General features: G+C 66.2%; 12 protein-coding genes and 1 other RNA gene. 7 read left to right on the forward strand and 6 right to left on the reverse strand.

Annotated features, from left to right (window positions below; translation table 11 throughout):
* Window positions 1-568: 568 nt before the first annotated feature.
* Genes rimI through pssA form a run of 3 tightly spaced genes read right to left on the reverse strand, consistent with a single transcriptional unit; the run spans window position 569 to window position 2,296 of the window.
* Window positions 569-1,051, reverse strand: a complete 483-nt coding sequence (gene rimI, locus FHY18_RS15030; RefSeq protein WP_259156485.1) for a ribosomal protein S18-alanine N-acetyltransferase — start codon at window positions 1,049-1,051, stop codon at window positions 569-571.
* Complete coding sequence (locus FHY18_RS15035; RefSeq protein ID WP_259156487.1) at window positions 1,048-1,512, reverse strand: DNA polymerase III subunit psi; 465 nt, start codon at window positions 1,510-1,512, stop codon at window positions 1,048-1,050. Before FHY18_RS15035 ends, rimI begins: the two co-directional genes overlap by 4 nt.
* Window positions 1,513-1,522: 10 nt before the next feature.
* Window positions 1,523-2,296, reverse strand: coding sequence for a CDP-diacylglycerol--serine O-phosphatidyltransferase (gene pssA, locus FHY18_RS15040; RefSeq protein ID WP_259156489.1), 774 nt, complete (start codon window positions 2,294-2,296; stop codon window positions 1,523-1,525).
* 123 nt (window positions 2,297-2,419) lie between these two features.
* On the opposite strand from pssA, the gene FHY18_RS15045 reads away from it, so the two are divergent.
* The 3 genes from FHY18_RS15045 to FHY18_RS15055 all read left to right on the forward strand — a co-directional run bounded on the left by FHY18_RS15045 (window position 2,420) and on the right by FHY18_RS15055 (window position 5,394).
* On the forward strand, window positions 2,420-2,818 hold the full coding sequence (locus FHY18_RS15045) for a DUF4124 domain-containing protein (protein ID WP_259156490.1): 399 nt from the start codon (window positions 2,420-2,422) through the stop codon (window positions 2,816-2,818).
* Between the two features lie 273 nt (window positions 2,819-3,091).
* A complete protein-coding gene (locus FHY18_RS15050) occupies window positions 3,092-4,786 on the forward strand; it encodes a proline--tRNA ligase (RefSeq protein ID WP_259156491.1) in 1,695 nt (564 codons plus the stop codon).
* Between the two features lie 143 nt (window positions 4,787-4,929).
* Entirely contained in the window at window positions 4,930-5,394 is a 465-nt protein-coding gene (locus tag FHY18_RS15055; protein ID WP_259156493.1) for an H-NS family nucleoid-associated regulatory protein, read from the forward strand.
* Window positions 5,395-5,452: 58 nt separating this feature from the next.
* On the opposite strand, the gene FHY18_RS15060 is transcribed toward FHY18_RS15055, so the two are convergent.
* Window positions 5,453-6,712 (reverse strand): threonine/serine exporter family protein, encoded by a 1,260-nt coding sequence (locus FHY18_RS15060; RefSeq protein ID WP_259156494.1) that lies wholly within the window; start codon window positions 6,710-6,712, stop codon window positions 5,453-5,455.
* 49 nt (window positions 6,713-6,761) lie between these two features.
* On the opposite strand from FHY18_RS15060, the gene FHY18_RS15065 reads away from it, so the two are divergent.
* The 4 genes from FHY18_RS15065 (at window position 6,762) to FHY18_RS15080 (ending at window position 10,483) form a co-directional block, all read left to right on the forward strand.
* Window positions 6,762-7,991, forward strand: coding sequence for an ABC transporter permease (locus tag FHY18_RS15065; protein WP_259156496.1), 1,230 nt, complete (start codon window positions 6,762-6,764; stop codon window positions 7,989-7,991).
* An 85-nt stretch (window positions 7,992-8,076) separates the two neighbouring features.
* Window positions 8,077-8,913, forward strand: coding sequence for an ABC transporter ATP-binding protein (locus FHY18_RS15070; RefSeq protein ID WP_259156499.1), 837 nt, complete (start codon window positions 8,077-8,079; stop codon window positions 8,911-8,913).
* A 2-nt stretch (window positions 8,914-8,915) separates the two neighbouring features.
* A complete protein-coding gene (locus FHY18_RS15075; RefSeq protein WP_005991785.1) occupies window positions 8,916-9,842 on the forward strand; it encodes an MlaD family protein in 927 nt (308 codons plus the stop codon).
* Window positions 9,839-10,483, forward strand: coding sequence for an ABC-type transport auxiliary lipoprotein family protein (locus FHY18_RS15080; RefSeq protein WP_259156501.1), 645 nt, complete (start codon window positions 9,839-9,841; stop codon window positions 10,481-10,483). Before FHY18_RS15075 ends, FHY18_RS15080 begins: the two co-directional genes overlap by 4 nt.
* 22 nt (window positions 10,484-10,505) lie before the next feature.
* Here the strand turns inward: FHY18_RS15080 and FHY18_RS15085 are convergent.
* Window positions 10,506-10,581, reverse strand: a non-coding RNA gene (locus FHY18_RS15085) — sX9 sRNA.
* A 451-nt stretch (window positions 10,582-11,032) separates the two neighbouring features.
* Window positions 11,033-11,632, reverse strand: a complete 600-nt coding sequence (locus FHY18_RS15090) for an alpha-ketoglutarate-dependent dioxygenase AlkB (RefSeq protein WP_259156504.1) — start codon at window positions 11,630-11,632, stop codon at window positions 11,033-11,035.
* Window positions 11,633-11,741 lie beyond the last annotated feature (109 nt).

The following is an 11,741-nucleotide window of genomic DNA, read 5'->3' on the forward strand; positions in this document are numbered from 1 at the left end:
CATGATGCGTGTCGCATTGCAGCTGGACATGCATCCGAGCCAGCGTGTTGCCGCGATCACATCTGCGCGCTTTTTCCAGGCAAAAGCATCGGTTGCAACGTGCCGATGACACGCGCGTGCGCGTTGCGCGCACGCTTGAGGCGTTCGACGCGAACGCACTGCCTCTGGTCGAGGCAAGTATGGAAACCGCGACGCGCCATGCGAGCAACCGGCACACGCAAAACCGCTGTGATGCTGCTGACCGGATGAAGCGCCTGGCACACGCGCGCTGCCTGCTACAAGCTGCCGTCAAGACAATGGGATCGACCACATCGCGCCGACCAACATCGCTGCCGCGTTGCATGCACTCGGCAGAACATGCCAGCCGGCGTCGCTTTCGCATGCAACACCCAATGCGCGCCCCGGACCCGTACGCGACTGACTGCAGCGGCCCAAGCCAAAGCGCCCTCAGGCCGGCGCGCACGTTTCCTGCGCACGGCCGTCGGTATGCGCACACGTCATGCGTGCGGTCGGCGCCTGCAATCGATTCGATGATGGGCAACCCGCGTAGGCGGGGCTGCTGCGTCGCTCAGGAAAACCCTTCGAAGAACAACTCGATCGCCATCACCAACGCATCTTCGCGTCCGGTGTGGGAAGGGTAGTAGCGCGGGCGACGGCCGATCTCGTTGAAGCCTTCGGAGTGATACAGCGCAATCGCCGAAGGATTGGACGGACGCACCTCCAGAAATGCGCGCCGCGCGCCGCGGTCGCAGGCACCCTTGATCAGCGCACGCAACAATGCGCGGCCATGTCCTTGCGACTGCGCTTCCGGCGCGATGCAGACGTTGAGGACATGCGCCTCGTCGGCGGCAACGCTGATGATGCCGTAGCCGATGACCTGGCCGCCCTGCTCCATCACCCAACCCGGGTAGCCCGCCTGCAGGCAATCGCGAAAGATGCTGCGCGTCCACGGAAACGGATAGGCACGTTGCTCGATCTCCATCACCACGTCCAGATCGCTTTCGCGCATGGCACGCAGCGCCGTGGGCAGCGGGGCGTTCATTGCGCTCACGCCGGGTCCTGCCGGCGACGCAGCGCGCGCAGCTGCGGCCACAGCGCGCGCTTGGCGGCCGGGTTGCCACGCAACTCGGCCAGTGGCCAGGAGGCCATCAAGGCTTGCGTCGACGGGTCGCCCGGGTCGCAACCGGACGCGCGCAGCAACGCCATCTGCAAGCGGTCGGGCAGACCAACGCGGCTGCGTCGTTGCGGTGCAGCCGCCGAACCTGTGCCGGGCGCATGCGACTGCGCCGGCGCGGCGGGCGCAGTACGACGTGCCGGCGGTGCAGCCGCCGGAGCCGCCGGCGCGAGACGCGGCTCACGCATGGGTGCAGGCGCCGGCGCGTGCTCTACGAGGTCAACCGGCGCCGGCGGCGCATCGGCGGTGTCGCGATCCAGATACACGGTGTGCCCCATCGCCTGCAGGCACGAGACCTGCAGGTCCGACCACACCGGTTCGTGCGCAGACTCGCTCATGGGTACAGACTCATGGCAGCTCGGGCACGCGCCGCCAGCGCCGCCACAGCCACATCGCCGGGCCGGACAACGCGTACAGCACCCCGATCACCAGCAGCGACCGCGCCAGGTCGATCACCAGCAACGCGATCACCACCGTGGCGACCGCCAATGCCAGGAACGGCACACGGTCGGCACGCGGGCCACGCGCGCCGCCCTTGAAGCTCCAGAAGCGGATCCGGCTGACCATCAACAGCGCCGATACCACCGTGACCGCCAGCGCCACGTAGCGCAGCTGCTCGCCGTCGAAGCCCAGGCTGTCGTCGGCGAACGCCCACACGAAGGACATCATCAAGCCGGCCGCGGCCGGACTGGCCAGACCGATGAACCAGCGCTTGTCGACCACGCCGACCTGGGTGTTGAAGCGCGCCAGCCGCAGCGCCGCGCAAGCGGCATACAAGAAGGCGGCCGACCAGCCGACCCGGCCCATCACGTTGCTGTCGTATTTCAGCGCCGACAGCGACCAGTGGTACATCACAAGCGCCGGGGCCATGCCGAAGCTGACCAGATCGGCCAGCGAGTCGTACTGCACGCCGAATTCGCTGCTGGTGTTGGTCAGGCGCGCGACCCGGCCGTCCAGCCCGTCCATCACCGCCGCCACGAACACCGCCATCGCCGCCTGGACGAACTGACCATTGGCGGCGGCGATGATGGCGTAGAAACCGGAAAACAGCCCGGCGGTGGTGAACAGGTTCGGCAGCAGGTAAATCGTGCGCGAGCGCGGGGGCGGTCTCATTTCATCCATCCGGCAAGTGTAGGGCCTGAGGTCCGTCCGGCGGTAGCGCGCCCGCCCCGCCGCCGCGCGATCACTTGCCAGCGCGGGCCGCGGATGCTGCAATCGCGGGGGGAATCATCCAGGGGAAGCCACATGCACCTGTCGTCCGGGCTTTGCGCCCTGTTGCTGCTGCTCAGCGCCACTGCAGGCGCCACCGATCTGTATAAATGGAAGGACGCCAAGGGCGTGACCCACTACACCGAAACCCCGCCGCCGACCGGCCAGCGCTACGAATCGCGTCGGATCGACGCCCGCAGCGGCACTGCGGCCATCGCCGCGCCAGAGGCTGCCACCCCGGAATCGGCGGACTGCCTCACCGCACGTCGCAACCTGGAACTGCTCAGCGGCAAGGGCGAGGTGACCATGGGCGCCGGCGACGGCAAGCCCGGCACCCCGCTGGACCCGGATGCCCGCGCCGCGCAGCGCAACCTGGCCGAAGCCGCCGCCAAGGCCTATTGCAAGCCGGCAACGACCGGCGGCCCGGCGAACTGAATCCAGCTAGCGCAGCGTGCGCGGCTGTCGGGATATTCGAGAGTGAGACAACGCACCGCACCATTGGCGCTTCGCATATCGAAGGCGACGCATCCACAGCCCCGGCACTGCGGCCGGGCTCACACGGCAGGCCGACGCTCCGGCGTCACCGCCGCCTGACCAGGCAAGCCGGACGCCTGCCACTGCCGCTGCGCAGCGCCACGCAGCCACTGGCCGATGACCGGCAGGGCGCGACACTGGCAAACTATGGGCTTTCCGCCCAAGCGAAGCCCGATGCGTCTTTCCCAGTTTCACCTGCACACCACCAAGGAAACCCCGGCCGACGCCGAGCTGGTCAGCCACCGTCTGATGCTGCGCGCGGGCATGATCCGCAAGCTGGCCTCCGGGCTGTACACCTGGTCGCCGCTGGGCTTGCGCGTGCTGCGCAAGGTCGAGGCGATCGTGCGCGAGGAGATGAACCGCGCCGGGGCGGTGGAAGTGCTGTTCCCCACCATCCAGCCGCGCGAGCTCTGGGATGCCACCGGGCGTTGGGAAAAGTTCGGCGGGCAGCTGCTCAAGATCAGCGACCGCAAGCAGCAGGAGTTCTGCTACAGCCCCACCGCCGAAGAGGCCGCGGCCGACTTCGCGCGCCAGGAGATCAACAGCTACAAGCAGCTGCCGCTGAACTTCTACCAGATCCAGACCAAGTTCCGCGATGAGATCCGCCCGCGCTTCGGGGTGATGCGCGCGCGCGAGTTCCTGATGAAGGACGCCTACTCCTTCCATCTCACCGATGCGGACATGGCGCGCGAATACGACAACATGCGTGCGGCCTACACCCGCATCTTCACCCGCCTGGGTCTGGAGTTCCGCGCGGTGCAGGCCGACTCTGGCGCCATCGGTGGCGATGCGTCGCAGGAATTCCACGTCATCGCCGACTCCGGCGAAGACTCGCTGGCGTTCTCCACGGCCTCCGATTACGCCGCCAACGTGGAAACCGCCAGCGCCGCGCTGCCGGGTCCGCGTCCGGAAGCGGCCGAGGCCATGCGCCAGGTCGACACGCCCACCCAGAAGACCTGCGAAGACGTCGCCCAGCTGCTGGGCATCGCGCTGCAGCGCACGGTCAAGTCGGTGGCGGTGATGACCGCCGCCGGCTTCGTGCTGGTACTGGTGCGCGGCGATCACGCCGTCAACGAGATCAAGCTCGGCAAGGTCGCTGGCTTGGCCGGTTACCGCATGGCCAATGAGGCCGAAATCCGCGACCACCTCGGCTGCGAGCCGGGCTTCCTGGGGCCGGTGAACACCGCCCGCCCGGTGCGCGTGGTGGCCGATCGCGATGTCGCGGCCATGGCCGATTTCGTGGTCGGCGCCAACGTGGCCGGCGCCCACCTTGCCGGCGTCAACTGGGGCCGTGACCTGCCCGAGCCGGACACGGTGGCCGATGTGCGCAACGTCATCGACGGCGAACGCGCCGCCGATGGCGGCGAGCTGCGCCTGGCCCGCGGCATCGAAGTGGGGCACGTGTTCCAGCTCGGCAGCCAGTACGCACAGGCGCTGCAGGCTACCGTCATCGACGAAAGCGGCAAGGTCGCGGTGATGAAGATGGGCTGTTACGGCATCGGTATTTCGCGCATCGTGGCGGCGGCAATCGAACAGAACCATGATGACGCCGGCATCCTCTGGCCTGCCCCGATGGCACCGTGGCAGGTGGTGGTATGTGTGATCAACCCCAAGCAGGATGCCCAGGTGGTGGCCGCCGCCCAGGCATTGCTGGACGAATTGATCGCCGCCGGTCTCGACGCCGCATTGGACGATCGCGGCCTGCGTCCCGGCGCAATGTTTGCCGATATGGAACTATTGGGCATTCCGCATCGGGTGGTGGTCTCGGAACGTGGATTGGCAGCCGGCACATTTGAATATCGCGCCCGCACCGCCGAATCGGCGGAAAATCTGGATAAGGCCGGATTATTCTCCCGCCTGGGGTGCTGATCAAACCGGGCAATCACGCTCCAATTGGATGAACACAAGGCGCCGATTTATTTCGGCGCATTTGTCATGCGGGTTTTCTGACATTATGATGGCGCCGCTGCCAAGGACCGGCATTCTTTCTCTCTCAATCTTCCGGAGTAGTGATGTCGATCGATCTTTCTGGCCTGTCGGCCAAGCAGCTGGGCGCCCTGATCAAAAATGCAAAGAAGCAGCAGACCGTGGTTGCCAAGCGCGCCCCGATCGCCAAGGTTCGCACGCAGCTGACCCGCGCGGCTAAAGCCCAGGGTTATTCCATCGAAGAATTGTTTGGTACCGCCGCCAGTGCCGGCCCGGGTCGTCCGGCCGCTGCCGGCAAGCCGGGTCCGCGCGCCGGCCGCAAGCTGGGCAAGGTTGCGCCGAAATACCGCAACCCGTCCAATGCCCAGGAAACCTGGACCGGCCGTGGCAAGCAGCCGCGCTGGCTGGCCGAACTGACCGCTGCTGGCAAGAAGGTGGAAGACTTCCTGATCAGCAAGGTCGGCGGCGCTGCAAAGAAGGCATCGGCAAAAAAGGCCGCGCCACGCAAGACGGCCACCAAGCGCGCTGCCAAGAAGTCCAAGGCCGCTTGATCCAGTCCAATAAAAACGCCGGCATTGCCGGCGTTTTATTGGACGATTTTCTGGCAGCTCATAAATTCTTGCGCGCCGGAATCAGCAGGTTCCCAAACAGCAAACCGGCCATCAAAGCCATCACGATATTGGTGACCGCCAACAATGCGGCTTGTCCGACGCTGACATCCTGTTGCTGCACCAGGGTCAAAAATCCCCGCAGGCTCACGCTGCCGGGAACCAGCATGATGATGCCCGGCAATCGAATCAGCGCACCGGGTTTTTGCACCACCCGCCCGAACAGGTTCCCGGCGGCAGTCAACGCCATGGCCGAGGCAAATACTCCGGCCGGACCGCCCCAGGCATGCCCGGCATAACGCGCAATGACATAACCGGACATCGCTGCGGCCATGATCCATAAATAATCGCGCCGATTGGCCTTGAACAACACCGCAAACGCATAAGCGGCCACCAGCAACGAGGCCCATTCCACCCAGCCGGCTTGCGGACGCAAGGCAGCCACCTGGGGGTGAAGACCCATCAATTGGGTCAGCGTCACCGCAATCACCGCGCCCACCGTGAGCTTGAGCACCGTGGTCACCGCACCGGCCAGCCGCGCCGTGCCGGACACCCAGTGCTGGCTGGCCAGCTCGTTGAACGCATTGGTCAACGACATGCCCGGCAACAGCACCACCAGCGAGGCGATGATCACCGTGTTGAGATTCAGCGGCCCGACCAGCGAGGCCACCAGTGCGGCGACCACGCCAGCCAGCAGTCCGGCCAGCGCTTCGCCGGCCTCCTTGGTGGCGGGGCGTTTGTCGGTGTACTGGGTCAGCAGGCCGATCGACATGCCGATCGCGCCAGCGGTGGCGATATCCAGCCAGGGCAACTTCCACAACCCGGCCACGCCGGCCGCGGCCAGGCCGAAGGCCAGCACCTGCAAGGTCTTGCCGCGCCGGTCGACCTCACGATCCAGGCGGCGCAACGCGGTGTGGCCCTGCGCAATGCTCATGCGGCCGTTGGCCACGCTGTCGGCCACGTAGTCGGCCACGCTGAGCTTGTAGAGATCGTTCTCGCCCGGCGCCAGCCGGATCACGCGGGTGATGTCGCTGGACCCGATCGCCTTGGTCGGGTCGCTGAAGCTCAGGATGATGCCGGTGGGATTGGACCACGGCTCGCAATCCAGGCCCAGTTTCTGCGACAGACCCACCACCGCAGCCTCCAGGCGCTGCGCGGTGGTGCCATAGGAATGCAGGCGCCCGGCAATTTCCGACACGAAGGCGACGCGCTGGGCGTAGGTGGCGCTGGCGGACGGTAAGACAACGGTGGCAGCGGACATGCGTGGCGGGTCGGATCGGGAAAACGCCGTGCGGCGAGGCCGCCAGTGTATGCCGCAGCGCGCGTGGCCGGCGGCTCCGTCGGCGGCCGCACCGACATCGCTTCGGTCGCGTCCCCATCTTTCGCTCACACCGGCGCGGTATGCTGGCGCCACGGACAGGCCACCCATGATCAAACCGCAACCTCCACGCATCGAACAAGACTCGCAGGATCAGGCACAGGTCCGACTCTCCGGCAGTTGGGTCCTGGCGACCGCCCTGCCCCAGGCCGAACTGCTGCAAGCCGTGCCCGACGGGGTGCGTCGCATCGACGCGCGCGGCATCGGGCAACTGGATTCGGCCGGCGTGCTGCAGCTGCTGCGCTTTGCCGGCCGCCTGGGGCTGAAAGAAGACGCCATCGATTTCCGCGATGAACACCAGGCGCTGGTGTGCACCATCGAAGAACTCAACGACGAGCGCCCCAAGCCGAAGCGCGACTACGGCTTCGTCGCCGCGCTCGACCGCCTGGGCCGCACCACCCATGGCGTCGGCCAGGGCATCCTGGAACTGAACAGCTTTCTGGGCGAAAACATGGTCAAGATCGGGCGGCTGATCCACGAGCCGCGCCGCTTCCGCCTGACCTCCACCGTGCACCACATGGAGCAGGTCGGCCTGGATGCGGTGCCGCTGGTGGTGCTGCTGTCGTATCTGGTCGGCGCGGTGATCGCGTTTTTGGGCTCAACCATCCTGCGCGACTTCGGCGCGGAGATCTACGTGGTGGAGCTGGTGTCGATCGCCTTCCTGCGCGAGTTCGCCGTGCTGCTGACCGCCATCGTGCTGGCCGGGCGCACTGCCAGCGCGTTCACCGCGCAGATCGGGGCGATGAAGTCGCGCGAAGAGGTCGATGCCATCCGCACCCTCGGGCTGGACCCGATCGACCTGCTGGTGATTCCGCGCCTGCTGGCGCTGATCTTCACCCTGCCGCTGCTGACTTTCATCGCGATGATCGCCGGCCTGGCCGGGGGCGTCACCGTGGGCGCATTCGATCTGGATATCCCGCCGCAGATGTATCTGGCGCGCATGCACGACACCATCCAGTTGCGGCATTTCTTGGTCGGCTTGTCGAAGGCACCGTTGTTTGCGCTGGTGATCGGCCTGATCGGCTGCCTGGAAGGTTTGAAGGTCAGCGGCACCGCGCAGTCGGTGGGCGAGCGCACCACCTCCTCGGTGGTGCAGACGATTTCCTTGGTCATCATCCTCGATGCGATTGCGGCGTTGTGGTTCATGAAGATGGGGTGGTGATGAGGCGGGGATTCGACATTCGGGATTTGGGATTTGTGCAGAGCAGAAGCGAGGCGCTTGCACTGGTATTCGGGAGAAAAGTGCCTTGACCAATCCCGAATCCCCACTCCCCAATCCCGGCCCAGAGGCCGACGACGACCAGCTGGCGATTTCCGTGCGCGGGCTGACCAATCGCTTCGGCAGCCAGGTGGTGCACGAGGAGCTGGATCTGGACGTGCGTCGCGGCGAGATCCTGGGCGTGGTCGGCGGCTCGGGCACCGGCAAGTCGGTGCTGATGCGCAGCATCCTGGGCCTGCGCGAGCCGGACGCCGGCAGCATCCAGGTATTGGGTGCGGATGCGCGCTCGGGCCGCTTCGCCGACCGCCAGCACATCACCCGCAATACCGGCGTGCTGTTCCAGGACGGCGCGCTGTTCTCGTCGATGACCGTCGGCGAAAACGTGCAGGTCCCGCTGAAGGAACATCACGGTGAGTTCCCGGAGCGCTGGTATTTCGAGCTGGCGCTGCTGAAGATCAAGCTGGCCGGCCTGCCGGCCGATGCGCTGGACAAGCTGCCCTCGCAATTGTCCGGCGGCATGCGCAAGCGCGCCGGCCTGGCGCGGGCGCTGGCGCTGGACCCGCCGCTGCTGTTCCTGGACGAGCCCACCGCCGGGCTGGACCCGATCGGCGCGGCCGCCTTCGACCGCCTGATCCGCACCCTGCAGCAGGCGCTGGGCCTGACCGTGTTCCTGATCACCCATGACCTGGATACGCTGTACGCCATCTGCGACCGCATCGCGGTGCTGGCCGATCGCAAGGTGATCGCCAACGCGCCGCTGGCCGAAGTCGAGCAGATCGACCACCCCTGGATCCAGGAATATTTCCACGGTCCGCGTGCCCGCGCCGCGCGCGCGGCCAAGACCGACTCCACCGAGACCGCCTGAGCATGGAAACCAAAGCCAATTACGTCCTGATCGGCGCCTTCACCATCGTGGCAGGCCTGGCCTTGCTGCTGTTCGGGCTATGGGCCGCCAAGTACTCCTCCGACCGCACCTGGCAGCAATACCGGGTGGTGTTCCGCGAGGCGGTGACCGGCCTGTCGGTCGGCAGCCCCGTGCAATACAACGGCATCGCGGTGGGCTCGATCACCGAGCTGACGCTGGCGCCGAACGACCCGCGCCAGGTGGTGGCGCATGTGCGGGTCAACTCCACCACGCCGATCAAGAGCGACACCCGCGCCAAGCTGGCCATCACCAGCCTGACCGGCCCGTCGATCATCCAGCTCTCGGGCGGCACGCCCGAGGCGCCGTCGCTGACCACCATCGACAAGAGCGATGCGCCGATCATCCAGACCACGCCCTCTGCATTGCAGAACATCACCGACACCGCCAACCGCATCGTCGAGCGCATGGACGAAATGCTCTCCGACAAGAACGTGGCCAGCATTTCGGCCACGCTGCAGAACCTGGAAAAGATCAGCGGCGGCATCGCCGACCGCGACGAAGGCATGCAGGCGCTGATCGTCAGCGCACGCGATGCCGCGCGCAATCTGGATACCACCCTGACCACCACCAATGGCACCATCAAGCGGCTGGACCAGAACCTGGTGCAGCAGCTGCCGGGCATCCTCAACAAACTGGACGCAACGCTGGTCAAGCTGGATTCGGCCGCCGGCAACGCCGACAACATCCTTGGCGAGAACCGTGCGGCCATCAACAGCTTCGCCAACGACGGCCTGGGCCAGCTCGGACCGACACTGACCGAATTGCGCGGCCTGATCCGCGACTTGCGCCGAGTCAGCGACAAACTGGACAACAACCCTGCGCGCTACCTGCTCGGTCGCGACGCACCCAAGGAGTTCGAACCGAAATGACTGCCATGCGCCTGTTGCGTCCCCTGCTGTGCGTCTCGCTGTTGGCGCTGGGCGGTTGCTCGGTCCTGACCGGTGGCGACCAGAAGCCGGCCACGATCTATGCCCCCACCGTGCGCGTCACGCCCAATCCCACCTGGCCGCAGGTGACCTGGCAGTTGGCGATCGCCAAGCCAAGCGCGGCCCGCATCGTCGACAGCCCGCGCATCAACGTGCGCCCGACCCCGGGCGAGTTGCAGGTCTACCACGGCGCCGGCTGGGCGCAACCGGCTACCGACATGCTGGAAGACAGCGTGGTGCGCGCGTTCGAAGACTCCGGCAAGATCGCCGCGGTTGCGCGCATCGGCGCCGGGATCCGCTCGGACTACAAGCTGGCGATCGACCTGCGCCGCTTCGAAGCCGATTACGCCGGCCAGTCGCTGCCCTCGGCCACGATCGAGCTCAATGCCAAGCTGCTGCATTCGGCAGATCAACGCGTGGCCGCCTCGCGCACCTTCCTGGTCGCACGCCCATCCAGCGGCACCGACACGACTGCTGTGGCAGCGGCATTCGAACAGGCGATGACCCAGGTCACCACCGAGCTGGTCGGCTGGACCTTGGTCACCGGCCAGCAGGACAGCCAGAACCTGCCGCGCTCGTTGTAGGCGCGAACGGCAGACTCAGAGCAGCCAGGAAAACGTAGCCAGCGGCCGCCAGGTGGACACGGACGGCGCGCAGGAGCCGGAGCATATGGGTGGTACATGCCGGTTCCGAGCACCGGCCGCGCCCGCCAGGGGCTGCCGCAACGCGGCTGATCTGCTGCCTGACTGCAGGGCCCTTGCCCGCCCATCATCGAGGGACACGCTGCAAGTACGTCCATGTAAGCTCTTGCGCGGCATCCATGCCGCGTAAGGTCCCACGACGGTGAGCGGGCAAGGACCTATCGAGATGGTCGGCACGCAGGGTTTTCAGTAAAGCAGTCAGCAATCTGTCTGGTGCGGTGTCCTCGCCGCTTGCGGGACCATTGGCGGCATGGATGCCGCCAAGGAGCCCCAGGGACGGGTTTACGGCGTGTCCCGCAAGCGGCGAGGGCACCGCGCCCTCGACCCACTCAGCGTTTGACATGAGCTTCTGACTATAGCCACCAAGATGCGACTAACAAAACCGCTGCGCTCCCCGCCAGCCGAGCGCTCGCTACGTTTTGCTAGCCGCTCTTATCGCTGGGACACGCGCATCGCAATCTGACGAAAGGTCAGATTGATGCGCTCGCCGACTGGCTTTACGGTGCGCGGCAAGGCGTGTTTGTAGTAACGCTGGGTATCGCCGCCCATCAGCAGCAGATCGCCGTGGCCCAGCTCCAGCGTCTGCTTCAACGCTGCATCGTCGCGATGCTTGAACGCAAACCGCCGCGTCGCGCCCAGGCTCAGCGATGCGATCACCGGCTGCGCGCCCAGCTCCGGCTCATCGTCACTGTGCCAGCCCATGGCATCGGCTCCGCTGCGGTAGCGGTTGACCAGCACGCTGTTGAACGGGCAGCCGGTTTCATCCTGCAGACGCGTACGCAAAGGCTGCAGCACCTCCAGCCACGGCTGCGGCGCAAACTGCGTGCCAGAGTAGCGATAGCTGGCATCGGCATCGCCGATCCAGCTGCTCAGACGCGGCGAATCCACCACCCGCCCGAACATTCGGATGCGATGGACTTCCCACTGCACCTGGTCCAGCAGCGCCTGCATCAGTGCATCGGCATGCGCGGCCTGCAACCAGCCGCGACACCAGTGGATCTGAGCTTGCGGCAGTGCAACGCGTATTTTCATGCGCAAACGCTAGCATACGCGCGTCGGAGCGCACCGGCAGCGGCGGATGAATCGACGCGATTTGCCGCCATCACATGCAATCCCGGAAAATACGCCCCAGCCATCGAGC

Source organism: Xanthomonas sp. 3793 (assembly GCF_024806835.1).
In the GTDB taxonomy this organism is placed as follows: Bacteria; Pseudomonadota; Gammaproteobacteria; order Xanthomonadales; family Xanthomonadaceae; genus Xanthomonas; species Xanthomonas arboricola_F.

Excerpts from the sequence above, each read along its gene's own strand:
- pssA (WP_259156489.1), bottom strand. The coding sequence starts at position 2,296 with ATGGATGAAATGAGACCGCCCCCGCGCTCGCGCACGATTTACCTGCTG.
- FHY18_RS15075 (WP_005991785.1), top strand. The coding sequence starts at position 8,916 with ATGGAAACCAAAGCCAATTACGTCCTGATCGGCGCCTTCACCATCGTG.
- FHY18_RS15045 (WP_259156490.1), top strand. The coding sequence starts at position 2,420 with ATGCACCTGTCGTCCGGGCTTTGCGCCCTGTTGCTGCTGCTCAGCGCC.
- FHY18_RS15060 (WP_259156494.1), bottom strand. The coding sequence starts at position 6,712 with ATGTCCGCTGCCACCGTTGTCTTACCGTCCGCCAGCGCCACCTACGCC.
- FHY18_RS15035 (WP_259156487.1), bottom strand. The coding sequence starts at position 1,512 with ATGAGCGAGTCTGCGCACGAACCGGTGTGGTCGGACCTGCAGGTCTCG.
- FHY18_RS15065 (WP_259156496.1), top strand. The coding sequence starts at position 6,762 with ATGCCGCAGCGCGCGTGGCCGGCGGCTCCGTCGGCGGCCGCACCGACA.
- FHY18_RS15090 (WP_259156504.1), bottom strand. The coding sequence starts at position 11,632 with ATGAAAATACGCGTTGCACTGCCGCAAGCTCAGATCCACTGGTGTCGC.
- FHY18_RS15050 (WP_259156491.1), top strand. The coding sequence starts at position 3,092 with ATGCGTCTTTCCCAGTTTCACCTGCACACCACCAAGGAAACCCCGGCC.
- FHY18_RS15055 (WP_259156493.1), top strand. The coding sequence starts at position 4,930 with ATGTCGATCGATCTTTCTGGCCTGTCGGCCAAGCAGCTGGGCGCCCTG.
- FHY18_RS15080 (WP_259156501.1), top strand. The coding sequence starts at position 9,839 with ATGACTGCCATGCGCCTGTTGCGTCCCCTGCTGTGCGTCTCGCTGTTG.